Origin of the sequence: Mycetocola reblochoni REB411 (assembly GCF_900163835.1) — a bacterium.
Lineage (GTDB): Bacteria > Actinomycetota > Actinomycetes > Actinomycetales > Microbacteriaceae > Mycetocola_B > Mycetocola_B reblochoni.
The window spans coordinates 175,940-200,133 of sequence record NZ_FUKR01000022.1 but is presented as its reverse complement, the minus strand read 5'-3'; the positions used below and the strand labels follow the sequence as shown (position 1 = coordinate 200,133).

Here is a 24,194-nt window from a genome sequence, read left to right as displayed (position 1 = left end):
CTCACGGCGCGACGCCGCGGTGAAGTGCGACGATCCCCCCGGTCAGGTTGCGGTGCTCGACGTCGTGCCAGCCCGCCTCGCGCAGCCACCCGGCCAGGTGCGCCTGGTTGGGCCAGGCGCTGATCGAGTCGTTGAGGTAGTCGTAGGCGTCGGGGTTCGAGCTGGACAGCCGCACCAGCAGGGGCGACACCCGGCGCAGGTAGAGGTTGTAGACGGCCCGCCAGAGCCGGTTCGGCGGCGTCGAGAACTCGCAGATCACGATCCGCCCGCCCGGCCTGGTCACCCGCAGCAGCTCCCGCAGCGCCTTCTTCGGGTCGACGACGTTGCGCAGCCCGAACGAGATCGTGACCGCGTCGAACTCGTCGTCGGCGAACGGGAGCGCGGTGGCGTCGGCCTCCGCGAAGCTCATGTTGCGCACCGTGCCGAAGCGCGAGCGGGCCACGGCGAGCATGCCGGGAGAGAAGTCCGCGGCGACGACCTCGGCACCCGAGCGGGCCAGGGCCGCGCTGGACACGCCCGTCCCCGCCGCGAGGTCGAGCACCCTGTCGCCCGGCTTCGGGTCGACGGCGCGGGTCGTCGCCACACGCCAGAGCAGATCGTTTCCCAGGCTCATCACCGTGTTCGTCCTGTCGTACCGGGGTGCGACCTGGTCGAACATCTCGGCGACCTGGGCCGGCTTCTTGGAGAGATCCGCTTTGCTCATTCCCTCAGTCTAGGCGCGGGGACCGGCATCGCAGGCCCCGCGGAGCGCGAATCACCGGGGACGCTCGGCGGGCTCGCGGGCCGGACGCAGCCGCGGCGGGCGTAGGCTGTCCTGGTGTCAACCTCCGCCCCGGCGACGCTGACCGTCGAGACCCTCGAGCACGACGGCACCCGCCGACTCATCCCCCTCCTCGATGCCCGCCGCCCCCTGCTCTGGCAGCGGCGCGACCGCGGCCTCGCCGGCGTCGGCGAGGTCCTCCGCCTGGAGTACTCCGGCCCGACCCGCTTCGCCGACGCCGCGAGGGACTGGGCCGCGATCACCGCGGCGGCCGACGTCACCGACGAGGTCGGGCTGCCGGGCACGGGACTTGTCGCCTTCGGCACCTTCGCCTTCGACGACTCCTCGGCCGAGCGCAGCGTCCTCATCGTCCCCCGCCTGATCGTCGGGACGGCGGAGGGCCGGACGTGGGTCACCCGCATCCGGCTCGGGGACGCGGCCGACGGCTCCCCCGAGCTGCAGCCCCGCGCGATCGGCCCCGAGTACCGCATCGGCTTCCTCCCCGGCACCCCGGGACCCGACGGCTACCGCGCCGCCGTCGCCGAGGGCGTCAGGCGCATCGCCGAGGGTGGACTCGACAAGGTCGTCCTCGCCCGCCAGGTGCACGGCAGGCTGCCCGCCGGCGCGGACCTGCGTCGCGCGCTCGGCGACCTGGCCCTCAGCTACCCCGAGTGCTGGACCTTCGCCGTCGACGGCATGCTCGGCGCCAGCCCGGAGACCCTCGTCCGCGTCGTCGACGGGCGGGTCAGCACCCGCGTCCTCGCCGGAAGCGCGGCCAGGGGCGCCGACGCGGACGCGGACAGGGCCGCGGCCGACGGGCTCCGCACGAGCCCGAAGAACACCAGCGAGCACGACTTCGCCGTCCGCAGCGCCCTCGCGGCGCTGGCTCCGCACGGCGAGGAGCTGACCACGGGCGAGGGCGTCTTCGCGCTCAAGCTGCCCAACCTCTGGCATCTGGCGACCGACATCACCGGCCGGATCGGTGACGGCTCCGGAAGCCTCGACCTGCTCGGCGCGCTGCACCCCACCGCCGCGGTCGCCGGCACCCCCCGGGCCGACGCGCTCGCGACCATCCACGAGCTGGAGGGCTTCGACAGGGGCCGCTTCGCCGGACCGGTCGGCTGGGTCGGCGCCGGGGGCGAGGGCGAGTGGGCGATCGCCCTCCGCTGCGCGCAGCTCGGTGCCGACGGCGCCATCACCGCCTCGGCCGGTGCGGGGATCGTCGCGGCGTCCGACCCGGACGCGGAGCTCGCCGAGACCCGGATGAAGCTCAGGCCCATCATCGAGGCCTTCGGCTAGGCGCGCTCCCCCTCGGCCGTTCCCACCTCGACGGCACCCGCGAGGCGGTGGCGCTGCTCGTCGACGTCGTAGGCAGGGAGCGGCCAGACCGGCGCGATCCCCTCCAGTGCGCGCAGCAGCAGACTCTGAACGGCCAGCCGCGCGTACCACTTGCGGTCCGCGGGGACGACCGCCCACGGCTCGGCCGCGGTCCGCGCGAGCACCCGCTGGTAGGCGTCCTGGTACGACGGCCACAGCAGCCGGTCGTCAATGTCGGCCGGGCTGAACTTCCACCGCTTGTCCGGTCGGTCCAGGCGTGAGGAGAGCCGGGCGTGCTGCTCCTCCGGCGAGATGTGCAGCATGACCTTGACGATGCGGATGCCCCGCTCCGCCCAGGCCCGCTCCGCCTCGACGATCGCGTCGTAGCGCCGCTCGATCTCGTCCGGCGCGGCCAGGCCGCGCACCCGAGCGGCGAGCACGTCCTCGTAGTGGGAACGGTCGAAGACCCCGATCATCCCCGGCTCCGGCAGTTCGCGTTCGATGCGCCAGAGGAAGTCGTGGGCGGCCTCCTCGGGCGTGGGCGCCTTGAAGGCGCGGATCCGCACGCCCTGCGGGTCGACGGCCCCGACGACGTGGCGGACGATGCCGCCCTTGCCCGCTGTGTCCATCCCCTGGATCACCAGAAGCACCGCCGCGTCCGTCGTCCCGGCGAAGCCCGAGGCGAACAGGCGTTCCTGCAGCCCGTCGAGCCGGGCGGCGTCACGGGCGAGGAGCTCCTCGCCCTCGGCCTTTCCGCCGTCGAAGCCGGGAGTGGACCGGGGGTCGATGAGTGGCAGTCGCGCGTCCGCGCCCACCGTCACGGCGGAGGCGATGGCGGCGGCGGGGTCGGTCTTTTCGCTCATCCCGTCATTGTGCTGCCGCCGGGATCGGGTGTCGATCCCTCGGCTCGGCGCGCCGACCGGGACGGGCGGAGTCCACGGGGCGGCCGGGGTCGCTCAGCGTTCAGCGCTCAAGGTCCAGCGCTCAAGGTCCAGCGCTCAGCGCTCGAGCGGAACGCGGATGAGGACAGGCCGCTCAGCCGCCTGCGTGAGAGCCTGCTCCAGGGAGCCACGGGTCGCCGCGGTGCGGAACTCCCAGCCGTAGGCGCGCGCGAGTGCCTCCATGTCCACGGACTGCGGCGTGAACAGCACGCGATCCCTGTCCGCGCGCGTCCCCACCGACGCGGCCTCGAGGCCGTCGAAGATCGTGCCGCCGCCGTCGTCGCCGACGATGACCTGGATGCGCGCGGGGTCCTCCACGTCGACCCGGAGCAGCGAGCCCGCGTCGTGCAGCAGCGCGAGGTCGCCGAGCACCACCCGCGTCATCCCGTGCCCCTGCGCGGCCGCGACGGCCGCCGCGATGCCGAGACCCGTCGCGACGGTGCCGTCGATGCCCGCCAGCCCCCTGTTGGCGTGGACGGGGATACGCTTGCCCGGCAGGGTCGCGTCGGCGACGCGGATGAGCCGCGACGCCCCGAACAGGATCCGGTCGTGCGGCCAGCTGACCCGCCAGACCGACTCGACGAGCATCTCCCTGTCGACCGCGGCCCTGACCTGGGCGAACTCACGCTTGACGTGGGCGAGCCTGACCGCGGGGTCGTGCGAGTTCGCCGCCTCGGGGTCGGGCGCGACCGAGGTGTCGTGCGCGTCGAGCCAGGCACGGGACGCCCGCAGCCAGCCGCCCAACCACTCTCTGTCGGCCTGCCCCCCGACGACGTCGACACCCGCGACGACCGTCGCGGAACCGGTGCGTCCTGCCACGGTCTCGTGCCCGTCCGGATCGACGACGATCACCTCGACGCCTGCCCTGCCGAGCAGCGCGGGCACCTCCCTGCTGAGCGTCGGGTGGCCGAGGACGACGACGCGTTCGACGCGTCCGCCGAGCCGGGGGTCCGCGAGCAGCTCACGGTAGTTGACGACGACGTTCCGGCCGAACCTCGCGCCCGAGCTGACCTCCGCCAGCAGCGGCCAGCCGCCGAGGTGGGCGATCTCCTCCGCCAGGGGTCCGGCGTCCGCTCCGGCGACGACGACGGTGCGCGGCCCCTGCACCAGGTCCAGCCGCGGGCGCGAGGACGGTGCCCGCAGCTCCGGCGCAGGACCGGCGGCGAGGGCGAACGGCTCGGGCAGGGCCGACGACAGCGGATCCCTGAAGGCGACGTTGAGCTGCACCGGGCCGCTGCCCCCGCCGGCGCCGCCCCTGCTCGCGGCGACGGCCGCGGCGATCCGGTCCGCGTCGACGGCGGTATCCGCGCCGAGGTCGACGCTGTCCCTGAGCACCGCGCCGAACACGCCGTCCTGTCGCGTCGTCTGGTTGGCGCGCACACCGTGCAGTTCCTCCGGCCGGTCGGCGGTGGCGAGCAGAAGCGGCACCCTGGCGTGGTGGGCCTCGAGGACCGCGGGATGCAGGTTGGCCACCGCCGTGCCGCTGGTGACGACGACGAGGGCGGGGACCCCGGTCTCACGTCCGATCCCCAGGGCGAAGAAGCCCGCCCCGCGCTCGTCGAGCCTGACGTGCAGACGGAGCGTCCCCGACCGCTCGGCCGCCGCGGCGGCGAAGGCGAGCGCCTGCGAGCGCGACCCGGGGGCCAAAACCACGTGCCTGACGCCGACGGCGGCGACGGCGTCGAGCAGGGCGACGGCGCGGGCTGTCGAGCCCGCCGCCTCAGCCACGCGCCGAGCCCGTGCCGTCGTCGTCGCGCTCGGGCCCGCTGCGGCGGTCCGCCGACGGGTCCTCGACGTCGTCGTTCGGCTCCGGCACGCCCTCGCCCGGCGTCGCGTCAGCGGCGTCCGCCGCGCCGTCACTGGATGGCGCGCGCCCGGCGGCGTCCGGACCGCCGGAGGGGTCCTGCCGTCGTGTCGCGTCGCGACGCTCCTCCTCGTCGATGGCGAGGAGCTGCTCCTCCAGCTCACGGATGCGCTCGTCCTGATCGGCCCTGTCCAGGTCGCTGAGGAAGAGCGGGTCGTCGTCGGGCGAGGCCGGGCGCACCACCGGGCCGGCCGGGCCGCGACCGATCACGAACCACAGCACGAGACCGATGAGGGGCAGGATGAGGATCAGGACGATCCATGCCGGTCGCGACAGGCCCCTGATCCGGCCCTTGGCGATCATCGCGCAGTCGACGACGGCGTAGATCGTCACGACGACCAGGATCGGGATCGCGATCAGGAGGAGTCGAAGCATGCCTCCATGGTAGTCGGCCGCCCTGGCGGCACCCGGGCCGGGCGCCCAGCCGGCGGCCGTAGACTGGCGGGCGTGACATCCACGCGTTCCGTCCTCCTGTACACCGCGCTGCGCCTCGCCGTGTTCGTGGTGCCCTTCGTCATCTTCCTCGCCATCGGCGTGCTGGGGCCGTACGCCGCCCTGTACGCGGCCATCATCGGGCTCGTGCTGTCGCTGCTGTTCCTGCGCGGCTCCCGGGACCGCGTGGCGATCGCCATCGACCGCAGGCGCCGCGGCGTCGACGACGAGGGCCCCCACCTGGACGAGGACGCGGAGGACGCCGCCGTCGACGAGGCGGCGACGGACACCGCCGCCGAGCGTCGCGGCGACGGAACCGCGGGCGGGCCCGCGTCCGGCTCCTGATCCCGCGCGAGACGGGCGCGTCGATGCGCACCGACCTCCCCGCGCCGCCGACGGCTCAGAGCACGAGCGCCGCCGACAGCAGCACGCTGAACACGATCTGCACGAAGCCGACCAGCTTGAGGACGAGGATCAGCTCCTTCGGCGTCGTCGCCGTGACCGCGATGAGGCAGGCGGGGATGGCGATGAGCAGCCCGAACAGCGCCCCCCAGGCGAGCGGATAGAAGATCGCCAGGAGCGCGGCGAGCGCGAACGGAACGAGCAGCTGCAGGCAGAACAGCACGAGGCTGGCCGTCCGGCCGATGCGAACGCTCAGCGTGCGCTTGCCCGCCGCCCTGTCCTGCTCGATGTCGCGGATGTTGTTGATCTCGAGGGCGGCGCAGGCGATGAGCCCGCCGCCGATCGCGCCGATCCAGGCCTCCTGGCTGAGCAGCCCCACCTGGGCGTACATCGTGCCGAGCGTGGCGACGAGCCCGAAGAACAGGAAGACGAAGACCTCGCCGAAGCCGAGGTAGCCGTAGGGACGCCGTCCGCCCGTGTAGAACCACGCGGCCACGATCGCGAGCACGCCGACGAGCGGCAGCCACCAGATCCCCGTCACGACGGTGAGGACGACGCCCGCGATAGCCGCGAGCCCGAAGAAGCCCAGTGCCACCCGCAGCACCGCCGACGCCGGGGCCAGTCCGCCTCCGACGAGACGGCCGGGGCCGACCCTGGCGTCGTCGGTCCCGCGCACGCCGTCGCTGTAGTCGTTGGCGTAGTTGACGCCGATCTGCAGCGCCACCGCGATGACCAGGCACAGCAGTGCCCTCACCCAGTGGAACTCCCCCGGGTCCCCAGCGCGCACCGCCGCGGCCGTTCCGATGAGCACGGGCGCGAGCGCCATCGGCAGGGTGCGGATGCGCGCGCCCTCCACCCAGTCGCGCCAGCCCGCGGTGCGCGGAGGCGGGGTGTCCCTGTACGCGGGGTTCCCGCTGCGTCCACGCCGTTGGCGGTTCGCCGCGATCGTCGTCGCCGGGTCGAGTCGTTGTTGTCTGGGGGCCACCTGGCGTCCTTCCGCTCTCAGGCCCGATCCTACCGTCAGTGCCGGGGCCCGGCCGGGGCGAGCAGGCGCGCGATCGCGACCCGGTCGGGCTTGCCCGACGCGGTCATCGGCACGGTGTCGAGACGGCGGACGGCGGCCGGCTGCGCCGCGACGCCGATCGCCTGGGCAGCGATCGCCCGCGCCTCGGCGAGGTCGACGTCGACCGCAGCGACGACGACGGGGACCTGCCCCCACTGCTCGTCGTCGCGGGCGAGCACGACGACGCCGTCCCAGCCGGGCCGGTCGCGGAGGACCGCCTCGAGCCGGTCGAGCGAGACGTTCGTCCCGCCGGAGACGAGGACGCGGTCGCGGCGCCCGGAGACGCCGAGCACGCCGCCCTCGATCGATCCGGTGTCCCCGGTCAGGTATCGCCGCCGCGCGCCCTCGCCGCGGAAGCGCTCCGCCGTGAGCCGGGGATCCCCGAGGTATCCCTCGGCGAGCACGGCGCCGCCGACCGCGACCTCGCCGTCGGCCACGGAGAGCTCGACACCGTCGAAGGGGACGCCGTCGTACACGCAGCCGCCCGCCGTCTCGCTCGAGCCGTAGCTGCGGTGCAGCCGCACGCCCACAGCGGCCGCACGCTCGGCGAGCGGCAGCGGCAGACGCTGGCCCCCGACGACGACGCCGTCGAAGCGGGTGAGAGCCGCGACCCCCTCCTCGTCGTCGAGCAGACGGCTGAGCTGGACGGGAACGAGCGAGGTGTAGTGCCTGACGCCGGGGTCGAGCAGGGCGGCCGCCGCGACGAAGCCGTCGGGACGGAAGGGGCCCTGCGGCGCCGCGACCGCCTCGGTGCCGTCCAGGAGCGAGCGGATCAGCACCTGGACGCCGGCGATGTAGTGCGGAGGCAGAGCGAGCAGCCACTGGCCCGGCCCTCCCAGCGCGCGCCCGCTCGCCGCGTGCGAGGCTCGCAACGCCCCGGCGCTGAGAGCGACCCGCTTGGGGTACCCGGTCGAGCCGGAGGTCTCGACGACCAGCGCGATCCGATCGGCGACGCCGCCCGCGACGGGGGCACCCGCGACGGGCATCGCCTGCTCCTCTCCGGCTCGGGGAAGCAGCGCGGGACCGGTGCCCTCAAGCGCCACCGCCAGCAGCCGCGAGACCCGGGCGTGGTCGTCCGCTCCGACGGCGACCTCGGCCAGCGGTCGCGAGCCGCCGAGCGGGTCTAGAACTGCCACGGGTACGGCGCCCAGTCGGGCTCGCGCTTCTGCAGGAACGAGTCGCGCCCCTCCACGGCCTCGTCGGTGCCGTAGGCGAGCCGCGTGGCCTCACCGGCGAAGACCTGCTGGCCGACCATCCCGTCGTCGACCGCGTTGAAGGCGAACTTGAGCATGCGGATCGCCGTCGGCGACTTGGTGAGGATCGTGCGCGCCCAGTCCAGCGCGGTCTCCTCCAGCTCGGCGTGCGGGACGACCGCGTTGACCGCCCCCATCTCGTACGCCCGCCTGGCCGAGTACTCCCTGGCGAGGAAGAACACCTCCCTGCCCACCTTCTGCCCGACCTGCCGGGCGAAGTAGGCGCTGCCGTAGCCGCCGTCGAAGGAGCCGACGTCGGCGTCGGTCTGCTTGAACCTGCCGTGCTCCTCGCTGGCGATGGTGAGATCGCAGACGACGTGGAGCGAGTGCCCTCCCCCCGCCGCCCAGCCCGGCACGACGGCGATGACGACCTTCGGCATGAAACGGATCAGCCGCTGCACCTCGAGGATGTGCAGCCGACCCGAGCGCGCCCGGTCGACGCCCTCGGCGGTGTCGGTGTCCGAGTACTGGTAGCCGTCCCTGCCGCGGATGCGCTGGTCGCCGCCGGAGCAGAACGCCCAGCCGCCGTCCTTCGGACTCGGACCGTTGCCGGTGAGCAGCACGACGCCGATGCGCGGGTTGACCCTGGCGTCCTCCAGGGCGCGGTACAGCTCGTCCACCGTGCGCGGGCGGAAGGCGTTGCGCACCTCGGGGCGGTCGAAGGCGATCCGGGCGATGCGTCCGCTTCGATCGTGGTGGTAGGTGATGTCCTCCAGGGGTCCGGCCCCCTCCGCCGTCGTCCACTGCTCGGGGTCGAAGATCTCGGAGACGCTCATGGCCCAAGTCTACGAGCCGTCCGGTCCGGCTCGTGCTCCCGTCCTGGCGGCGCGACAATGGAGGGGTGCCGACCCCTGACTCCCCCGTGCCGCTGCCGTCCGCCGACGAGCTCGTCGAGCGCAGCCATGTCGTCGCCCTCCCCCTGGTGACCCGGTTCAGGGGCATCACGGTGCGCGAGGCCGTGCTGCTGGAGGGGCCGGAGGGATGGAGCGAGTTCTCGCCCTTCGTCGAGTACGCCGACCCGGAGGCGTCGAGCTGGCTGGCCGCCGCGGTCGAGGACGGCTGGTCCCGCGGCCCGGAGCCGCTCAGGGACTTCGTCCCCGTCAACGCCACGGTTCCGGCGGTGCACGCCGACGAGGTCCCCGCCGTGCTGGCGCGCTACGACGGGACGACGACCGTCAAGGTGAAGGTCGCCGAGCGGGGTCAGTCGCTGTCCGACGACGTCGCACGCGTTGCAGCCGTGCGTGCCGCCCTCGGCGACGGGGGCATGATCCGCGTCGACGCGAACGGCGGCTGGGCGGTGGACGAGGCGGTCGCGGCGCTGCGCGCCCTGGAGCCGTTCGGCCTCCAGTACGCCGAGCAGCCCTGCGCCGGCGTCGATGAGCTGGCCGCGCTACGGGTACGCCTGGACGGCCGGGTCGCCGTCGCCGCCGACGAGAGCATCCGCAGGGCCGCCGACCCCGAGCGCGTCGTGGCGGCCGGCGCCGCGGACGTCATCGTCATCAAGGCGCAGCCGCTCGGCGGCGCCCGGAGGGCGATCGCGCTCGTCGAGCGACTCGGTCTGCCCGCCGTGGTCTCCAGTGCGATCGACACGAGCGTCGGACTGTCGCTCGGAGCGCGGCTGGCCGCCGCGCTGCCCGGCCAGCAGCTCGCGTGCGGGCTCGGCACGGCGTCCCTGCTCGCGGCGGACGTGACCGCCGACCCGCTGCGTGCCAGGGGCGGAGCCGTCGCCGTGCGGAGGGTCGTCCCCGACGCGGAACTGCTCGCCCGGCACGCCGCCGCGCCGGAGCGCACCCGCTGGTGGCGTGAGCGACTGCGCCGCTGTGCCGGGCTGCTCGCCGCGCGCACGGACGTGGGGTGAGGATCGGCGCCGGGCGCGGTCAGCCCGCAGCCGTCAGCCGGGCGGCCACCTCGGCGTCGGGGATCGTCTGTCCCGGGCACGCGGAGAGCACCCTCCTCATGGCCTCGCCCTCGGCCGGGGTCACCCACAGACCGTGTGCGGCCTTGACGCCAATCTGCCTGGCCACGTAGGCACAGCGGAACCCGCGGTCGGCCGGCAGCCAGCTGGCGGCGTCGGACGCCGACTTCTGCTGGTTCGACGCGCCGTCCGCGGCGATGAGGTTGAGCGGGTCGTTGGCCAGCAGGGTGCGGGTGTCGTCGTCGAGCTGCTGCGCCCCCGTCACCCAGGCGTTCTGCAGGGCGACGACGTGGTCGATCTGCACCTCGGCCGAGGTGTCGACACCACGCCGGAACGCCACGTCCTTGCCGCTGTAGGGGCTGTGCAGCACCCCGCTGAGCACGCGGCAGCGGTCGTCGACGCGCACCTCGTCGAGGTCGCGGAGCAGGATGTCGTTCCTGGTGTCGCAGCCGTTGGCGTCCACGTCCGTCCACGCCTCGCCGAAGCGGGCGACCCGGTCGTAGCCGGTCGTCGGGGCTCGCCCCTTCACGGGGATCGTCTCCAGAACCTCGGCGGCCTCACCGGTGACGCGGGTGACCTCCGGCGCGCCCGTGCCCGTCGTGCCGTCGCCGTCCGACGCCAGCTGCGGCCCGAGCACCGCCAGGAGCACGGCGACGACGAGAGCCGCCATCGCCGACCCTGCGGTCACGCCGCCGCGGCGCGACGTCCGCCGCCGCGAGGCGCCCCGTGCCGCCACGGGTCAGAGGCCGGAGTAGGAGTGCAGACCGTCGAAGAACATGTTCACGATCGTGAAGTTGAAGATCACCGCGATGAAGCCGACGATCGCCAGCCACGCGGATCGGGTCCCCCGCCAGCCCTTGGTGGCGCGGGCGTGGATGTACCCCGCGTACAGCACCCAGATGATGAAGGTCCAGACCTCTTTGGTGTCCCAGCCCCAGTACCGGCCCCAGGCCTTCTCCGCCCAGATCGCGCCGGCGATGAGCGTGAAGGTCCAGAGGATGAAGCCGATGATGTTCACCCGGTAGGCCAGGTTCTCGAGCCGCTCGGACCCCGGCAGGGTGGCGAGGAACTTCAGCCACTGCTCACCGACGGGCTTGTCCGAGCGTTCCCTGCGGTCCTGGACGAGCTGCAGGGCGCTCAAGGCGAAGCCGAGCGCGAAGAACGCGGTGCCGAGCGTCGCCACGAACACGTGGATGATGAGCCACGCCGACTGCAGCGCCGGGGGCAGCGGCACGACCTCGACGTAGAAGTTGACCGCGCTCGCGCCGAGCAGCACGAGGACCAGACCGATCACGAAGGTGCCGAGGAAGCGCAGATCGCTGCGGGTGAGGACGACGAGGAACACGAGGACGATCATCAGGGTGCCCGTCATCGCGAACTCGTACATGTTCGCCCACGGGACGCGTTCGGCGTCGACGCCGCGCAGCACGGTCGCGCCGAGGTGCAGCAGGAAGCCGAGGACGGTGAGCACCACGCCGACCCGCAGGCTCGGCGAGAGGCTCGCGGTCACCTCGGGGCCGGTGTTCCCCCGTCGGGCGGCGCGCGGCGGGCGTGCGACGCCGCCGACCGCGGAGGCGGTTCCGGCCGCGGAGGCGGTTCCGGCCGCGGACGCGGTGACGAGCTCGGGCTCGCCCGCCCGCACCCGGCCCGCGTCGGCGCTGCGCCGGGCGAGGTCCATCGCGAAGGCGATGAAGGCCAGCGCGTACACCGCCATGGCCGACCACAGCAGCACGACGGAGAAGAAGCTCAGATCGGACTCTTGCACCCGCTCAGCCTACCGCTCCGTCGTCGGACGGCAGTCCCAGCTCGCGGGCATGCTTCCGGTCCAGTTCGGCGACCGCGGCGCCGAGCGCGGGATCCTCGCCCCTGGCGAGCCCGGCGTACTGGATGCGCACCGTCCCCTCCCCGTCGGAGGAGACCTTCACCCAGACCCGACGCCGGGGAACCAGCAGCGAGGTGATCAGCCCGGCGACCACCAGGACCGCGAACACCAACACCCACAGCTGACCGGGGTCGTGGTGCACGTCGAAGGAGGCGAAGCGCTTGACGGCGCCGGAGTATCCCTCGGCCGTGCTGCTCGCCCCCGAGGCCGCCGTGCCATCGCCCCCGTGCGGGTTGGCCGGGGCCTGCGTCGCGTCCGCGGTCGCGTCCTCGCCGGGTGCGGGCGTGCCGGTCGCAGGGGCGTCGGTCGCGGGGGCCTCGGTCGCAGGGGCACCGCTCGTGTCCGCGCCCGCGTCCTCCGCGGCATCGTCGCCGGTCTCCGGCTGGGCAGAGTCGCCCGTCACGTCGACCACCTCGGCGTCGGGCTCGGCCGCATTCTCGAAGGTGATCGACCCGAGACCGTTCGGCAGCTCGCTGCGCTGGCCCGGCATGAGCTCGATGGCCGCGGTGTCGCTGTCACCGCCCGCGATCTGCTCCATGCCGTCGGCGTCGAGCGTGTACACCGACTTCGGCGCCCCCTCGTTGATGCCGAGGTCGCCCTGGAAGACGTTGAGCGTCAGCACCGGGTAGACCAGGTCAGGGTAGCTCGAGGCGTAGGCGCCCGACTCCAGGCGCATCGCGGTCGGGTAGAAGAAGCCGGTCATCCCCAGCTGCGTGTCCAGCCCGTCCGGGACCTTGATGACCCCGAGCGAGGTCAGGTTGGTGTCCTGGGGCAGGAAGGGCACGGAGTCGGTGAACACGACCCTGTCGTCGGCGTCCCTGACCGTGATCGTCGGCGCGTAGCCATTCCCCAGCAGGTAGATGTTGGTGCCGGCGATGTCGAGCGGCTCGTTGACCTTGACCGTGCGCTCGGCGCTCTCGCCGTCGGGCAGGGTCGTGGTCACATTCGCCGTGTAGTCGATCGGCTGACCGTAGGCGTCGAGGTTGTTCGTCTCGTAGACCGCCTCGAAGCTGTCCAGGCTGACCGCGTACGGCGCGAGGGTGTCGGTGTTGAAGAAGCGGCCGGGGTTGAAGGAGTTGAAGTCGAGCAGCGTGTTGACCAGCGTCTGCCCCTCGACGACGACCTTCTGCCCGTTGTAGCCGAGCCCGCCGCCCACGCCGACGGCGAGCAGGACCCCGACCATCGCCGAGTGGAACACGAGGTTGCCGGTCTCGCGCAGATAGCCGCGCTCCGCCGAGACGGACACGCTCTCCTGTCCGCCGCGCGCCGTCTGCGTGTAGATCTCCGTCCGATAGCCGGACGTCGTGAGCAGCTTCCGGGCGGACTGCACCGCCTCGCCGGCGTCGACGGCCACGCCGGTTCGCTCGCGGAAGTCGGCCAGCCGCTCCAACCGGACGGGGGTCCGCGGCGGACGCTGCCGCAGCGCCTGCCAGTGGTGGCGCGTGCGCGGGATGATGCAGCCGATCAGGGACACGAACAGCAGGATGTAGATGCTGGAGAACCAGGCGGACGAGTAGACGTCGAACAGCTGCAGATTGTCGAGGAACGGCGCCGTGTCGGGGTTGTCCCTGAAGTACTGCGTCACGCCGTTCGGATCGCTGGAGCGCTGGGGGAACAGCGATCCGGGGATCGCCACGATCGCCAGCAGCAGCAGGAGCAGCAGCGCCGTGCGCATGCTGGTCAGCTGACGCCACGCCCAGCGGATCCACCCGACCGGGCCGAGGACGGGCTGCGACACCGGCTCCCGACCGCTGCCGTTCGGCGTCGATGCGTCGACGTAATCAGAGGGCCGGCTCAAAGCTCCCGATCACCGCCCCGAGTCGTGACATGAGGATCTCCCACACTCCCGACACCATGAGCAGGCCGATCAGCATCAGCAGCACGCCGCCGACGATGTTGATCACCCTGATGTGCCGCTTGAGGAAGGCGACCGAGTCGGTCGCCCAGCCGAAGCCGAGGGCCAGCAGCACGAAGGGGATGCCGAGCCCGAGGCAGTACACGAACGCCAGGAGCGCACCGCGCGCGGGCGAGCCCGCGCCGACGCTCATGGCCTGGATGGCCACCATGACCGGCCCGATGCACGGGGTCCAGCCGATGGCGAAGACGATGCCGAGCAGCGGCGCGCCGAGGTAGCCGGTGACCGGTCGCAGCGTCGGCTTGACCGTGCGCTGCAGCGGTCCGATCTGGCCGATGAAGACGAAACCGAGGACGAGGATCAGCACCCCGAACACCCGGGTCAGCACGCCCTGCCACTGGGTCAGGAACACCCCGATGGTGCCGAGGAACGCCCCGGTGAGGACGAAGACGAGGCTGAAGCCGAGCACGAAGCCGGCGACGCCGATGAGCAGACGGCGCCGGGACGAGCGCCCGCCCTCCGCGCCGGTGGCGCCCGCGGCCCCGCCGATGTAGGCCAGGTAGCCGGGGACGAGCGGCAGGACGCACGGCGAGGCGAACGACAGCAGCCCCGCCAGCACGGCCAGCGGCAGCGCGGCGGCCAGCTGACCGTTCATGACGATCTCCCCGGGGCTCATCGGCGGCTCACTCGTCGATGGTGTCGCGGATCAGGGTGTCCAGGATCGACTCGTCCTTCAACTGACCGAGGATGCGGGCGGCGACCCTGCCCTCCTTGTCGAGGACGATGGTCGTCGGCACGGCCTTCGGCGGCACCGTCCCCGTGAACGCGAGGCGGGCGGCGCCGTCGTTGACGTCGATGACCGAGGGGTACTCGATCCCGTAGTCCTCGCTGAAGGCCAGCGCGGTGTCCGGCTGGTCGTAGACGTTGACCCCGACGAAGCGGGCGCCCGCGTCGAGGTACTTCTCGCTCAGCGACTTCAGCTGCGGGGCCTCGGCCCGGCAGGGGGCGCACCCGGCGTACCAGAAGTTGACGACGACGACGTCGCCGGCGTAGTCCGCCGAGTCGATGGCTTCGCCGCGCTCGCCGGTCCCCGCGAACACGATGGCGTCGCCCCTGTCCGCCTCGGCGACCTCGGTGACGCTGCCGTCGCCGGCGATGTAGCCCTTGTCGTCGGCGGCCTCGTACTGCGAGGCGAGTCCGTCGTTCGCCCCCGAGCAGCCGCTCAACGCCAGCACGGCCGCGACGGCGACCGCCGCGCCGACCCTCGTCCTGCGGTTCATACGGCACCCACGTCGACGCCGTCGGCGGCGATCTCGACCGCGGGGTCGCGGTAGCCGACCTCGACGAAGCGGTCGCCGGAGCGCTCTAGCGTCGTGATGCTCGACAGCCCGCAGCGGCGCTCCCTCGGGTCGTGCTTGAGCGGCAGCCCGCTGACGTGCCGGTGCACCATCCAGATCGGCAGCTGGTGGCTGACGATGACGACGTCGCCGCCGTCCGCCGACGCCCAGGCGTCCTCGACGGCGGCCATCATCCGCTCGACGATGCGCGTGTACGGCTCGCCCCAGCTGGGGACGCCCGGCCGGCGCAGGACCAGCCAGTTGATGGGGTTGCGCAGGGCACGACGGATCGTCGTCCCCTCGAAGAAGTTGCTCGGCTCGATCACCCGCTCGTCGACCACGGGGTCGAGGCGGAACGCCTCGGCGATCGGCTCGGCCGACTCCCGCGTGCGCAGGAGGGGTGACACCACGAGGGAGCGCACGGGGTCCCCCGCGGCGACGAGCTCGTCGGCGGCGGCACGGGTCATGAGGCGTCCACGCGGCGAGAGGTGGAACCCCTCGAGTCGCCCGTACAGGACCCGCTCGGGGTTGTGGACCTCGCCATGGCGCACGAGATGGATGCGATGGGCTGGCACGCTCTCCAGTGTACGTTTCGCCGGGCTGGGAAGTTACCGCGGGGCGACCCGGGCCTCGCGCGCGGGTACAGTTGCACTCGTGAATGCACGCGTCGTGATCAAGAATCTTGCCCCGCTCCCCGACGGGACCGTGACGGTCTCCGGATGGGTCGACACCGTCCGCGATCAGAAGAAGGTCCAGTTCGTCGTGCTCCGCGACGAGAGCGGGGCCGTGCAGCTGGTGAACCCGGCCACCCGCGAGGCGGAGGACGGCGACGCCGCCGGCCAGGAGCGTCTGGCGCTGACCGAGACGATCTCTGGCCTCGCCCACGGCAGCTTCGTCACCGTCACCGGCGAGCTCAAGCACGACGAGCGGGTGAAGCTCGGCGGCATCGAGGTCAAGATCGGCTCGCTCGAGGTGGTCGGCGAGGCGCTGCCCGAGACCCCCATCGCGGCGGACTCGAGCCTGGACAAGCGCATGGACTGGCGCTTCCTCGACCTGCGCACGCCGAAGCAGAACCTCATCTTCCGCATCCAGACCACCTTCGAGCACGCCCTGCGCGAGTACTGGATCGACAACGACTTCATCGAGATCCACACACCCAAGCTGATGGCCTCGGCGAGCGAGTCGCGGGCCGAGCTGTTCGAGGTCGAGTACTTCGACACCACCGCCTACCTCGCGCAGAGCCCGCAGTTCTTCAAGCAGATGGCACAGCCGGCCGGCTTCGGCAAGGTCTTCGAGATCGGCCCGGCGTTCCGCGCCGACCCCTCGTTCACGTCGCGTCACGCGACCGAGTTCACCAGCGTCGACGCCGAGATCAGCTGGATCGACAGCCACGAGGACGTCATGAGGCTGCACGAGGAGCTCATGGTCGCGGGCATCAGCGCCGTCAAGGCCAAGCACGGCGAGGCCATCGCCGAGCTGTTCGGCATCGAGCTCGAGGTCCCGACGACGCCGTTCCCGCGCATTCCGCTCGCGGAGGCCAAGCAGATCGTGGCGGCGCGCGGCTACGAGATTCCTCGCGCCGACGAGGACATGGACCCCGAGGGCGAGCGGCAGATCGCCGCGCACGTCAAGGAGACCCTCGGTCACGACTTCGTGTTCATCACCGACTACGCCTCGTCGATCCGGCCGTTCTACCACCGCCGTCACGACGGCGACGCCACGCTGACCAACAGCTACGACCTGATCTACAACGGCGTCGAGATCTCGACCGGCGCCCAGCGCGAGCACCGGATCGATGTTCTCGTCGAGCAGGCGAAGGAGAAGGGCATCGACCCGGAGGAGCTCGGCTTCTACCTCGACTTCTTCCGCTACGGCGTCCCCAGCCACGGTGGCTTCGGCATGGGGCTGGCGCGCGTCCTCATGCTCATGCTGCACGAGACGTCGATCCGCGAGGTCACGTACCTGTTCCGCGGGCCGACGCGACTGGCCCCGTAGCCGATCGCGACGCCGGGGGCGGAATCCGCCTCCGTCCGAACGGGGCCCGACATCCATCCGGATGTCGGGCCCCGTCGTCGTTCCCTGCCGCCGGCCCGCTGCCGGGGCTCGCTACCGACGGTCCGCCGGGCCGCTACCGTGGCTCGCTACCGACGGTCCGCCGGCCGCTGCGCCAGCTCGCCTCCCGCTGTCAGAGCTCGAAGTCGACGCTCGAACGCCCGGCCACCCGCGGCACGACGTACTCGACGATGGCCTGGTGCTCGGGGTGGACCTGGTAGGCGTCGAGGGCCGCGAGGTCGGCGAAGTCGGCGATGAGGACAAGGTCGGCGTTCTTCTCCGGGTAGGCGATGTTGGTGCCCACCTGCAGGTTCTGCACCATGTCCGGGTGCGCGTTCGCGAATGCGGTGAGCCGGCTGGCGATGCCCGCCGCGTGCTCGCGCTTCGTCTCGGTGTCCTCGGCGCTGAGCGTCCAGCTGACGACGTGGCGAATGGTCATGAGGCGGCCTCCGTGAGTGCTCGTTCCAGACGGTCGGGGTCGATCCGCCAGTAGTTGTGGACCTCGCCGTCGATGAGGACGACGGGGATCTCCTCCCAGTACCGCTCGTGCAGTGCCGGGTCGTCGAGGATGCTGCGCTCCGCGACCGTGACATCGAGGTCGGGCCGCGCCGCGACCACGCCGTCGATGACGTCACGTGCGTCGTCGCACAGATGGCAGCCGGGCTTGCCGATGAGAGTCACGCTGGTGGACATACCTCGATTCTAGGCGGATGCCCGCATCGACCACTGCGGGCTCAGGCGGCGTCCGCCGACGAGCGGGTCGCGCGCCCGCAGGGCGCAAAAGCATTAGCATGATGATCACAGGGCTTGTTCTCTCTGGCCTCATTTCCCCCACCCCGGTAGCCATGTACCCATGCCCAGCACGCATTCGGATGCTGCGATCGAGCTCGGTCGGCGACTCCGCGCCGCACGCGTCGACCGCGAGCTGACCCTTGAGGACGTCGGAGCCCTTGCCGATATGCACTGGACGAACATCGGCAAGATCGAGCGCGGTCAGGTGCACCCCAGCGTCGAGACGCTCGTCCGGATCGCCACGGCGCTCGACATCGATCCGGGGGAGCTGCTGAGAGGCTTCACCGCCGCGATGTATCCGCGCAAGAGTCACGGCCTCACCGCGGCCGACTTCATCGCCGAACGGCAGCGGCGCGCACACTGACCTGCTCAACCGCCCCGCCGGCCACCTGTCCACCCACCGAACAGGGCCGCGCGCTCACAGCACGAACGACCACAGGTAGCTCTGGCCGTTCGGCCTGCGCCAGGACACCTGCAGACGGACGTTCCGCTCCGGATCGGCCGAGTGCACGACGACCTCGCGGGACCGCCCCGGATCCAGGCGCAGCGGCGGGCTGAGCGGCATCACCCCGGGCCCGTCGACCCGGAGCCGGACCCAGCCCAGCTCCTCATCGCCGACGTTGACGAGGCGGTAACGCGGGGCGCGCGACCGGTCGAGGACGAGCGGCAGCGGGTAGGCCAGCGCGCGCTGGTCCGGACTCCGGCCCGAGCTCGAGCCCGGGATCAGGCTCGGTCTCGGTCGTGCACTCGGCGCGCCATCGATTCGACTCATGCGCGCACCGTACGACCCACCACCGACAGCGAAAAGCGCCGGATCGATGATCCGGCGCTTCAGGTCGCGTGCGACTACTTCTTGTTGCGACGCTGGTGACGAGTCTTGCGAAGCAGCTTGCGGTGCTTCTTCTTCGCCATACGCTTGCGGCGCTTCTTGATAACCGAACCCACTGATACCTCACAGATGTTGGGGTGTGATCGCGTGGCCGCGATCGACGAAAAATGCCTTCGCACAGTCTAACGGAAAATCCGGCTTTCGCGTAGCCGAACCCGAGCGGACGCCGTCGAGCGGACGTCCGTCAGGACGCGGCGCCCTCGCCGGGGAGCTGCAGGATCGACTCGACAGCGGACTCCGGCACCCGGTAGGACTTGCCGAAACGGATCGCCGGCAGCTCCCCCGAATGGACCATGCGGTACACGGTCATCTTCGACACCCGCATGACCGCGGCCACCTCGGCGACGGTGAGGAACCGCACGTCGTCAACGCCGTTGGCCATGCTTGCTCCCTGGTATGCGCCTGCTGTGAACAGAGGCAACTGTAGTGACGCGTGTGACGCGTGTCCATATCCCTGCAAAGGGGGTTGCGGGCACGCCGCTGCGTCGAGACGGCCCCGCCGTCGGAGCGTGCCACGGCTACGGCTACGGCTACGGCTACGGCTACGGCTACGAGCGCAGCTTCTTCGTGACCGCCTGCACCGCGTTCGACACGGCGTAGGTCGTGTCGGCGACGACCTTCCCGACGGTCCCCGCGACCTGACGCGCCTGATCCGTGAGGACAGAGTTCTGGATCTCGTCGCTGAAATCGACGCTGAGGAAGGGGATCAGCCAGTCCTCGACGGCCTCGAGCGGCTCGGGCTTCAGACTGTAGAAACGGTGCTGCCCGTCCTCCCTGACCGTGACGAGCTCCGCCTCCCTCAGCACCTTCAGGTGCTTGGACACGGTCGGCTGGCTGAGCTGCAGCTCCGCGACGATCTCCGACACGCTCGTCCCCTCGTCGACCGCGCCGGGCTCGTCCGGGTGACGCTCACGCAGGACGTGCAGGATCTCGCGCCGAGTACCGTCAGCGATCACGTCAAAAATGTCGGCCATGGGAACAGGCTAGCCAGTCGGACAGCGGAGTACCATGTGATCCGCCCCACGCCGTACCGCAGCCGATAAGAGGACGATGTCCCGCCGAACCCGAATCCCCGCTCAGCGCCACGGGATCCGCGAGACACTCGCGGACGCCAGGGACGCGTTCGCCCGGGTCACCAGCCACTCGCCGTCGCGCTTCGCGATCGGCGTCTTCGTCGGCCTCATCACCATCTTCACGGTGCTGCTCTCGCTGCCGTTCGCCGCCGCCGACGGTGTGACCACGCGTTTCGTCGACGCGCTGTTCACCGCCGTGTCGGTGATTTGCGTGACCGGGCTGAGCACGGTCGACATGGCCACGCACTGGTCCCCCGCCGGGCACACCGTCATCTTCCTCGGCGTGCAGATCGGGGCGGTCGGAGTGCTCACCGTGGCCTCGATCCTCGGCATGCTCGTCTCGCGCAAGCTCGGGCTCAGGGCACGGCTTCTCGCAGCGAGCGACACGAACTCGATGCGCGCGCACCACGGACCCGTCGCCGAGGGGCAGGCCATCAGGCTCGGGGAGATCGGCTCCCTGCTGGCCACGGTCGCCGTCAGCCTCGTCGTCATCGAGGCCGTCGTCGCCGTGCTGCTCTTCCCGCGAATGCTCATGGACGGCATCCCGCTCTGGGACGCCATCTGGAACAGCATCTACTACGCGGCGATGGCGTTCACCAACACGGGTTTCACCCCGAACGCGGACGGTCTCGGCACCTTCGCGACGGACTACTGGTTCCTCGGGATCCTCATGGTCGCCGTGTTCTTCGGGTCCCTCGGGTTTCCGGTCATCTTCGCCCTGCGCAAGCGGGGGCTGCGTTTCCGCAGCTGGCCGCTGCACACCAAGCTCACCGTCATCACCACGCTCGTGCTCCTGGTGCTCGGCGCGATCGTGCTGGTGAGCCTGGAGTATCTCAACCCGCTCACCTTCGGCAGCATGAACGCGGCCGACACCGCCTTCCAGTCGGTGTTCCTGTCGATGATGACCCGCTCGGGCGGATTCACGACGGTGCCGATCTCCGACCTCAACAACTCGAGCCTGCTGATCATGGACATGTTGATGTTCATCGGAGGCGGCTCGGCCTCGACGGCGGGCGGAATCAAGGTGACCACGCTCGCCGTGCTGTTCCTCGCCGCCTTCGCGGAGGCGAAGGGGCGACGCGACCTGGAGGCGTTCGGGCGGCGCATCCCCGGGGAGGTCGTCCGGGTCGCCCTGAGCGTCGTCTTCTGGGCCGCCTCGATCGTCGCCGCCGCGAGCGTCATCCTGCTGCACATCACGAAGGCCCCCCTCGACCACGTCCTCTTCGACGTCATCTCCGCGTTCGGGACGGTCGGCCTCTCGACAGGGCTGACCGAGACGCTGCCGGACGAGGGCAAGTACGTCATCGCGGCGACGATGTTCCTCGGTCGCGTTGGTACAGTGACTCTCGCCACCGCGGTCGCGGCGACCCAGAACTCGCAGCTGTTCCGCCGCCCCGAAGAAAGGCCCCTCGTTGGTTGAACGTTTCAAGCACGACGCCCCCGTCCTCATCATCGGGCTGGGCCGGTTCGGCGCGGCCTGCGCCGGAGAGCTCGACCGGCTCGACCGCGAGGTCCTGGCCATCGACGGGAGCGCGGAGCTGGTGCAGAAGTGGTCCGACCGGATCACGCACACCGTCCAGGCCGACGCGAGGAACATCGAGGCGCTCAAGCAGATCGGGGCCCAGGAGTTCTCGATCGCGGTCGTGGCGGTCGGCTCCTCCATCGAGTCCAGCGTTCTCATCACCGCGAACCTGGTCGACCTGAAGATCCCGCAGATCTGGGCGAAGGCGGTCTCGCAGTCCCACGGGAAGATCCTCACCCGGGTCGGCGCCAACCACGTCATCTACCCCGAGGCCGAGGCCGGCGAGCGGGTGGCCCACCTCGTCTCGGGCCGCATGCTCGACTTCATCCAGTTCGACGACGACTTCGTCCTGGTCAAGATGTACCCGCCCAAGCCGATCAGGGGGATCAACCTTACCGAGTCGGGCGTGCGCACCAAGTACCGCGTCACCGTGGTCGGCGTGAAGTCCCCGGGCAAGCCGTTCACCTACGCGACGGCGGACACGGTGGTCTCCAACCACGACCTCATCATCGTGTCGGGCACCTCGAGCGACATCGAGCGGTTCGCCGCTCTCGAGGGCTGAGCGCCGCGGCTACTCCGCGGCCATCTCCCTCGCCCGCGCGAGCGCGGCGTCGCTCGCCCTGACGAACAGCGCGTCGAGCCCCGCCTGCTCCAGAACAGCGACCGCCCGCTCGGTGGTGCCCTTCGGGCTGGTGACGCGCCGGCGGAGTTCCTCCGGCTCGAGCCCGGACGAGGCGAGGAGAGCGGTGGCACCCCGGAATGTCCCCTGGATCATGGTCTCCGCCTGCTCGCGGGTGAACCCCTGCTGCTGCGCGGCGGAGACGAACTGCTCGATGAGGTAGAAGACGTAGGCGGGCCCGGACCCGGAGAACGTGCTCAGCGCGTCGATCTTCGCCTCGGGCACGACGATCACCTCGCCGACGGTGCCGAACAGCTCCTCGACCACCGCGAGCTGCGCGGGGGTCGCCCTGCTCCCCGCACTCAGACCGGTCACGCCGAGCCCCACCGTCGATGGCGTGTTCGGCATCGACCGCACCACGGCGACACTCTCCGGGAGGATCGCCTCGAAGCGCGCACAGGTGACCCCGGCGGCGAGGCTCACCACCACGGTCCCCGGACGGAGCGCCCCGGCGATGTGCTCGAGCAGTTCCGGCACCATCGCCGGCTTCACCCCGACGAGCACAATGTCGGCCTGCGCGGCGGCACGGCGGTTGCCGTCGGGGTCGTCCTCGAGGGCGATGCTCGTCACCCGGTCGTCGGCTCCGATCGCCTCCGCCTTCGCCCTGCTCCGGTTGGTGACGACGATGGGGCCGTCGACCGAGACGCCGGGTGAGCGAAGACCCGACAGGATCGCGCCGCCCATCGAACCGGCGCCGAGGATTGCGATGGAGGGGAGAGTGACCGTCATGGACCCAGCCTATTCGGATCGCCGCGGCCGTCGCCTGAGCAGGAAGAACTCGCGCAGCAACTCGGCGGAGGCCTCCGGCAGCACCCCGGCGACGACCTCGCAGCGTTGCGGCAGCGTGCGGTCCCTGAGGAGGTCGTGTCGTGACCCGCCCGCACCGGCCTTCTCGTCCCAGCCCCCGAAGACGACCGTCGGGACGTGCGCCGCGAGGATCGCGCCCGCGCACATGACGCAGGGCTCGAGCGTGACGACCAGGGTGCACCCGATGAGGTGCCTGTCGCCGGTCCGGGCCGCGGCGCGGCGGATGGCCAGCACCTCGGCGTGCGCCGTCGGGTCCCCGCTCGCCTCACGCTCGTTGCCCGCCCGCGCGAGCTCCTCGCCGTCGGCGCCGACGACCACCGCGCCGACCGGGACCTCGCCCCGCTCCGCGGCCGCGGCGGCCTCGGCGAGCGCCACGCGCATCCACTGCTCGTGCTCGACGCGGTGCGGCAGGTCCACGGCCATGTCCCCTCTGGAAAACGATTAGGTTTAAGCCTATGCGAGTGCACGTTGCCGACCACCCCCTGATCACCCACAAGCTCACCGTGCTGCGGGATCGGACGACCACCTCCCCGGTCTTCCGCTCCCTCACCGAGGAGCTCGTCACCCTCCTGGCTTACGAGGCCACGCGGAACGTGCGGGTGGACCCCGTCACGATCGAGACCCCCGTGACGACGACGACCGGAGTGACGATCTCCCAGCCGCGTCCGCTCGTCGTGCCGATCCTGCGCGCGGGCCTGGGGATGCTGGAGGGCATGACCACCATGCTCCCGACCGCCGAGGTGGGCTTCCTCGGAATGGCGCGGAACGAGGAGACGCTGGAGCCGACGACCTATGCGGAGCGCCTCCCCGACGACCTCAGCGACCGGCAGTGCTTCGTCATCGATCCGATGCTTGCCACGGGCGGCTCTCTCAGCGCCGCCGTGCACTTCCTGTTCGACCGTGGCGCCGTCGACGTCACCGCGATCTGCCTGCTCGGCGCCCCCGAGGGCGTGGCCGCGCTCGAGAAGTCCACGCAGGGCAGGGACGTGAACCTCGTGCTCGGCGCACTCGACGAGCGGCTCGACGAGAACGGCTACATCGTCCCCGGGCTCGGCGACGCGGGCGACCGCCTCTACGGCACCGTGTAATCCGGTCCCGCCACCTCAGGGGTGCTCCGTCGACGACGGTGCACCCCTTTTCCTCTTTCTGCTTGACACGAATTGTCATGCTCGGTTCTAATAAGTCCATGACTGAATTCGCCGCTCACCTGATCGCCTTCGAGGCTCAGGAGACAACCGGGATGATGATGCCCGGTCGCGAGGTCATGTGTTGTCGAATGTGCCGCTAGGCCTCCAACACCAGCCAGCCGGATTCTGACCCACCACCCCTCCTTCGGAGCAGGGCCGGATCCAGCACAGC

At 71.4% G+C, this 24,194-nt stretch carries 29 protein-coding genes; 8 read left to right on the top strand and 21 right to left on the bottom strand.

Going from position 1 to position 24,194, the window contains the following annotated elements; translation table 11 throughout:
* Position 1: 1 nt before the first annotated feature.
* Positions 2–703 carry a demethylmenaquinone methyltransferase gene (locus tag FM119_RS04230; protein ID WP_087136429.1) on the bottom strand — a complete coding sequence of 234 codons (702 nt, stop codon included), beginning with the start codon at positions 701–703 and terminating at the stop codon, positions 2–4.
* Between the two features lie 114 nt (positions 704–817).
* Here FM119_RS04230 and FM119_RS04225 point away from each other — a divergent pair, with 114 nt between their 5' ends.
* Entirely contained in the window at positions 818–2,059 is a 1,242-nt protein-coding gene (locus FM119_RS04225) for an isochorismate synthase (protein WP_245827256.1), read from the top strand.
* On the opposite strand, the gene FM119_RS04220 is transcribed toward FM119_RS04225, so the two are convergent.
* The 3 genes from FM119_RS04220 to FM119_RS04210 form a co-directional block, all read right to left on the bottom strand.
* Complete coding sequence (locus FM119_RS04220; RefSeq protein ID WP_087136428.1) at positions 2,056–2,940, bottom strand: PPK2 family polyphosphate kinase; 885 nt, start codon at positions 2,938–2,940, stop codon at positions 2,056–2,058. The genes FM119_RS04225 and FM119_RS04220 overlap by 4 nt on opposite strands.
* 135 nt (positions 2,941–3,075) lie before the next feature.
* Positions 3,076–4,746, bottom strand: a complete 1,671-nt coding sequence (gene menD, locus FM119_RS04215; protein ID WP_087136427.1) for a 2-succinyl-5-enolpyruvyl-6-hydroxy-3-cyclohexene-1-carboxylic-acid synthase — start codon at positions 4,744–4,746, stop codon at positions 3,076–3,078.
* Positions 4,739–5,257 (bottom strand): PLDc N-terminal domain-containing protein, encoded by a 519-nt coding sequence (locus FM119_RS04210; protein ID WP_087136426.1) that lies wholly within the window; start codon positions 5,255–5,257, stop codon positions 4,739–4,741. Before FM119_RS04210 ends, menD begins: the two co-directional genes overlap by 8 nt.
* Before the next feature lie 72 nt (positions 5,258–5,329).
* On the opposite strand from FM119_RS04210, the gene FM119_RS04205 reads away from it, so the two are divergent.
* A complete protein-coding gene (locus FM119_RS04205) occupies positions 5,330–5,659 on the top strand; it encodes a DUF4229 domain-containing protein (RefSeq protein ID WP_245827254.1) in 330 nt (109 codons plus the stop codon).
* Between the two features lie 55 nt (positions 5,660–5,714).
* Here FM119_RS04205 and FM119_RS04200 read toward each other — a convergent pair whose 3' ends face one another.
* The 3 genes from FM119_RS04200 to FM119_RS04190 are packed head-to-tail and all read right to left on the bottom strand — an operon-like array spanning position 5,715 to position 8,808.
* Positions 5,715–6,701, bottom strand: coding sequence for a 1,4-dihydroxy-2-naphthoate polyprenyltransferase (locus FM119_RS04200; protein ID WP_276327859.1), 987 nt, complete (start codon positions 6,699–6,701; stop codon positions 5,715–5,717).
* A 35-nt stretch (positions 6,702–6,736) separates the two neighbouring features.
* Entirely contained in the window at positions 6,737–7,915 is a 1,179-nt protein-coding gene (locus tag FM119_RS04195) for an AMP-binding protein (RefSeq protein ID WP_245827253.1), read from the bottom strand.
* Positions 7,903–8,808: a 1,4-dihydroxy-2-naphthoyl-CoA synthase gene (locus FM119_RS04190; protein WP_087136424.1), complete on the bottom strand. Its 906-nt coding sequence runs from the start codon at positions 8,806–8,808 to the stop codon at positions 7,903–7,905. The genes FM119_RS04195 and FM119_RS04190 overlap by 13 nt, the downstream gene beginning before the upstream one ends.
* An 86-nt stretch (positions 8,809–8,894) precedes the next feature.
* On the opposite strand from FM119_RS04190, the gene FM119_RS04185 reads away from it, so the two are divergent.
* Positions 8,895–9,890, top strand: coding sequence for an o-succinylbenzoate synthase (locus FM119_RS04185; protein ID WP_087136423.1), 996 nt, complete (start codon positions 8,895–8,897; stop codon positions 9,888–9,890).
* 19 nt (positions 9,891–9,909) lie between these two features.
* Here the strand turns inward: FM119_RS04185 and FM119_RS04180 are convergent, their stop codons facing one another.
* The 6 genes from FM119_RS04180 to FM119_RS04155 form a co-directional block, all read right to left on the bottom strand.
* Positions 9,910–10,617, bottom strand: a complete 708-nt coding sequence (locus FM119_RS04180; protein ID WP_087136422.1) for an HNH endonuclease family protein — start codon at positions 10,615–10,617, stop codon at positions 9,910–9,912.
* Positions 10,618–10,686: 69 nt separating this feature from the next.
* The gene (ccsB, locus tag FM119_RS04175; protein WP_087136479.1) at positions 10,687–11,661 is read right to left on the bottom strand and encodes a c-type cytochrome biogenesis protein CcsB; all 975 of its coding nucleotides are present in this window, start codon (positions 11,659–11,661) and stop codon (positions 10,687–10,689) included.
* A 55-nt stretch (positions 11,662–11,716) separates the two neighbouring features.
* Positions 11,717–13,627 (bottom strand): cytochrome c biogenesis protein ResB, encoded by a 1,911-nt coding sequence (locus FM119_RS04170; RefSeq protein ID WP_087136421.1) that lies wholly within the window; start codon positions 13,625–13,627, stop codon positions 11,717–11,719.
* Positions 13,611–14,360 (bottom strand): cytochrome c biogenesis CcdA family protein, encoded by a 750-nt coding sequence (locus tag FM119_RS04165; protein WP_087136420.1) that lies wholly within the window; start codon positions 14,358–14,360, stop codon positions 13,611–13,613. Before FM119_RS04165 ends, FM119_RS04170 begins: the two co-directional genes overlap by 17 nt.
* Positions 14,361–14,367: 7 nt before the next feature.
* Positions 14,368–14,964, bottom strand: coding sequence for a TlpA family protein disulfide reductase (locus FM119_RS04160; protein WP_087136419.1), 597 nt, complete (start codon positions 14,962–14,964; stop codon positions 14,368–14,370).
* A complete protein-coding gene (locus FM119_RS04155; RefSeq protein WP_087136418.1) occupies positions 14,961–15,596 on the bottom strand; it encodes a histidine phosphatase family protein in 636 nt (211 codons plus the stop codon). Before FM119_RS04155 ends, FM119_RS04160 begins: the two co-directional genes overlap by 4 nt.
* A 94-nt stretch (positions 15,597–15,690) precedes the next feature.
* On the opposite strand from FM119_RS04155, the gene aspS reads away from it, so the two are divergent.
* Complete coding sequence (aspS, locus tag FM119_RS04150) at positions 15,691–17,016, top strand: aspartate--tRNA(Asn) ligase (RefSeq protein WP_420845568.1); 1,326 nt, start codon at positions 15,691–15,693, stop codon at positions 17,014–17,016.
* 190 nt (positions 17,017–17,206) lie between these two features.
* Here the strand turns inward: aspS and FM119_RS04145 are convergent, their stop codons facing one another.
* Together FM119_RS04145 and FM119_RS04140 are read right to left on the bottom strand one after the other, a co-directional pair.
* Positions 17,207–17,512: a Dabb family protein gene (locus FM119_RS04145; RefSeq protein ID WP_087136416.1), complete on the bottom strand. Its 306-nt coding sequence runs from the start codon at positions 17,510–17,512 to the stop codon at positions 17,207–17,209.
* A complete protein-coding gene (locus FM119_RS04140; RefSeq protein WP_087136415.1) occupies positions 17,509–17,766 on the bottom strand; it encodes a glutaredoxin family protein in 258 nt (85 codons plus the stop codon). Before FM119_RS04140 ends, FM119_RS04145 begins: the two co-directional genes overlap by 4 nt.
* Positions 17,767–17,926: 160 nt before the next feature.
* Here FM119_RS04140 and FM119_RS04135 point away from each other — a divergent pair, with 160 nt between their 5' ends.
* A complete protein-coding gene (locus FM119_RS04135) occupies positions 17,927–18,229 on the top strand; it encodes a helix-turn-helix domain-containing protein (RefSeq protein ID WP_087136414.1) in 303 nt (100 codons plus the stop codon).
* Positions 18,230–18,283: 54 nt separating this feature from the next.
* On the opposite strand, the gene FM119_RS04130 is transcribed toward FM119_RS04135, so the two are convergent.
* The 4 genes from FM119_RS04130 to FM119_RS04115 all read right to left on the bottom strand — a co-directional run bounded on the left by FM119_RS04130 (position 18,284) and on the right by FM119_RS04115 (position 19,728).
* Positions 18,284–18,637, bottom strand: a complete 354-nt coding sequence (locus FM119_RS04130; protein WP_087136413.1) for a hypothetical protein — start codon at positions 18,635–18,637, stop codon at positions 18,284–18,286.
* Between the two features lie 74 nt (positions 18,638–18,711).
* Complete coding sequence (locus FM119_RS04125) at positions 18,712–18,810, bottom strand: 30S ribosomal protein bS22 (RefSeq protein ID WP_003792170.1); 99 nt, start codon at positions 18,808–18,810, stop codon at positions 18,712–18,714.
* 128 nt (positions 18,811–18,938) lie between these two features.
* Positions 18,939–19,136, bottom strand: coding sequence for a helix-turn-helix domain-containing protein (locus tag FM119_RS04120; protein ID WP_087136412.1), 198 nt, complete (start codon positions 19,134–19,136; stop codon positions 18,939–18,941).
* 166 nt (positions 19,137–19,302) lie between these two features.
* Positions 19,303–19,728 (bottom strand): ArsR/SmtB family transcription factor, encoded by a 426-nt coding sequence (locus FM119_RS04115; RefSeq protein ID WP_087136411.1) that lies wholly within the window; start codon positions 19,726–19,728, stop codon positions 19,303–19,305.
* Positions 19,729–19,804: 76 nt separating this feature from the next.
* Between FM119_RS04115 and FM119_RS04110 the strand changes: the two genes are divergently transcribed.
* Both FM119_RS04110 and FM119_RS04105 read left to right on the top strand, forming a co-directional pair.
* The gene (locus FM119_RS04110; RefSeq protein WP_087136410.1) at positions 19,805–21,247 is read left to right on the top strand and encodes a TrkH family potassium uptake protein; all 1,443 of its coding nucleotides are present in this window, start codon (positions 19,805–19,807) and stop codon (positions 21,245–21,247) included.
* On the top strand, positions 21,240–21,911 hold the full coding sequence (locus FM119_RS04105; RefSeq protein ID WP_087136409.1) for a potassium channel family protein: 672 nt from the start codon (positions 21,240–21,242) through the stop codon (positions 21,909–21,911). The genes FM119_RS04110 and FM119_RS04105 overlap by 8 nt, the downstream gene beginning before the upstream one ends.
* A gap of 9 nt (positions 21,912–21,920) precedes the next feature.
* On the opposite strand, the gene proC is transcribed toward FM119_RS04105, so the two are convergent.
* Together proC and FM119_RS04095 are read right to left on the bottom strand one after the other, a co-directional pair.
* Positions 21,921–22,757, bottom strand: a complete 837-nt coding sequence (gene proC, locus FM119_RS04100; RefSeq protein ID WP_087136408.1) for a pyrroline-5-carboxylate reductase — start codon at positions 22,755–22,757, stop codon at positions 21,921–21,923.
* 9 nt (positions 22,758–22,766) lie between these two features.
* Positions 22,767–23,258, bottom strand: coding sequence for a nucleoside deaminase (locus FM119_RS04095; RefSeq protein ID WP_245827252.1), 492 nt, complete (start codon positions 23,256–23,258; stop codon positions 22,767–22,769).
* 32 nt (positions 23,259–23,290) lie between these two features.
* Here FM119_RS04095 and upp point away from each other — a divergent pair, with 32 nt between their 5' ends.
* Complete coding sequence (gene upp / locus FM119_RS04090) at positions 23,291–23,923, top strand: uracil phosphoribosyltransferase (protein ID WP_087136407.1); 633 nt, start codon at positions 23,291–23,293, stop codon at positions 23,921–23,923.
* The last annotated feature ends 271 nt before the right edge of the window (positions 23,924–24,194 follow it).

Coding starts and splice junctions, on each gene's coding strand:
- FM119_RS04145 (WP_087136416.1), bottom strand. CDS start 17,512: ATGACCATTCGCCACGTCGTCAGCTGGACGCTCAGCGCCGAGGACACC.
- FM119_RS04210 (WP_087136426.1), bottom strand. CDS start 5,257: ATGCTTCGACTCCTCCTGATCGCGATCCCGATCCTGGTCGTCGTGACG.
- FM119_RS04160 (WP_087136419.1), bottom strand. CDS start 14,964: ATGAACCGCAGGACGAGGGTCGGCGCGGCGGTCGCCGTCGCGGCCGTG.
- FM119_RS04130 (WP_087136413.1), bottom strand. CDS start 18,637: ATGAGTCGAATCGATGGCGCGCCGAGTGCACGACCGAGACCGAGCCTG.
- FM119_RS04165 (WP_087136420.1), bottom strand. CDS start 14,360: ATGAGCCCCGGGGAGATCGTCATGAACGGTCAGCTGGCCGCCGCGCTG.
- FM119_RS04140 (WP_087136415.1), bottom strand. CDS start 17,766: ATGTCCACCAGCGTGACTCTCATCGGCAAGCCCGGCTGCCATCTGTGC.
- ccsB (WP_087136479.1), bottom strand. CDS start 11,661: ATGGCGGTGTACGCGCTGGCCTTCATCGCCTTCGCGATGGACCTCGCC.
- proC (WP_087136408.1), bottom strand. CDS start 22,757: ATGACGGTCACTCTCCCCTCCATCGCAATCCTCGGCGCCGGTTCGATG.
- FM119_RS04110 (WP_087136410.1), top strand. CDS start 19,805: ATGTCCCGCCGAACCCGAATCCCCGCTCAGCGCCACGGGATCCGCGAG.
- upp (WP_087136407.1), top strand. CDS start 23,291: ATGCGAGTGCACGTTGCCGACCACCCCCTGATCACCCACAAGCTCACC.
- FM119_RS04095 (WP_245827252.1), bottom strand. CDS start 23,258: ATGGCCGTGGACCTGCCGCACCGCGTCGAGCACGAGCAGTGGATGCGC.
- FM119_RS04135 (WP_087136414.1), top strand. CDS start 17,927: ATGCCCAGCACGCATTCGGATGCTGCGATCGAGCTCGGTCGGCGACTC.
- FM119_RS04220 (WP_087136428.1), bottom strand. CDS start 2,940: ATGAGCGAAAAGACCGACCCCGCCGCCGCCATCGCCTCCGCCGTGACG.
- FM119_RS04190 (WP_087136424.1), bottom strand. CDS start 8,808: ATGAGCGTCTCCGAGATCTTCGACCCCGAGCAGTGGACGACGGCGGAG.
- FM119_RS04230 (WP_087136429.1), bottom strand. CDS start 703: ATGAGCAAAGCGGATCTCTCCAAGAAGCCGGCCCAGGTCGCCGAGATG.
- FM119_RS04180 (WP_087136422.1), bottom strand. CDS start 10,617: ATGGCGGCTCTCGTCGTCGCCGTGCTCCTGGCGGTGCTCGGGCCGCAG.
- FM119_RS04120 (WP_087136412.1), bottom strand. CDS start 19,136: ATGGCCAACGGCGTTGACGACGTGCGGTTCCTCACCGTCGCCGAGGTG.
- FM119_RS04115 (WP_087136411.1), bottom strand. CDS start 19,728: ATGGCCGACATTTTTGACGTGATCGCTGACGGTACTCGGCGCGAGATC.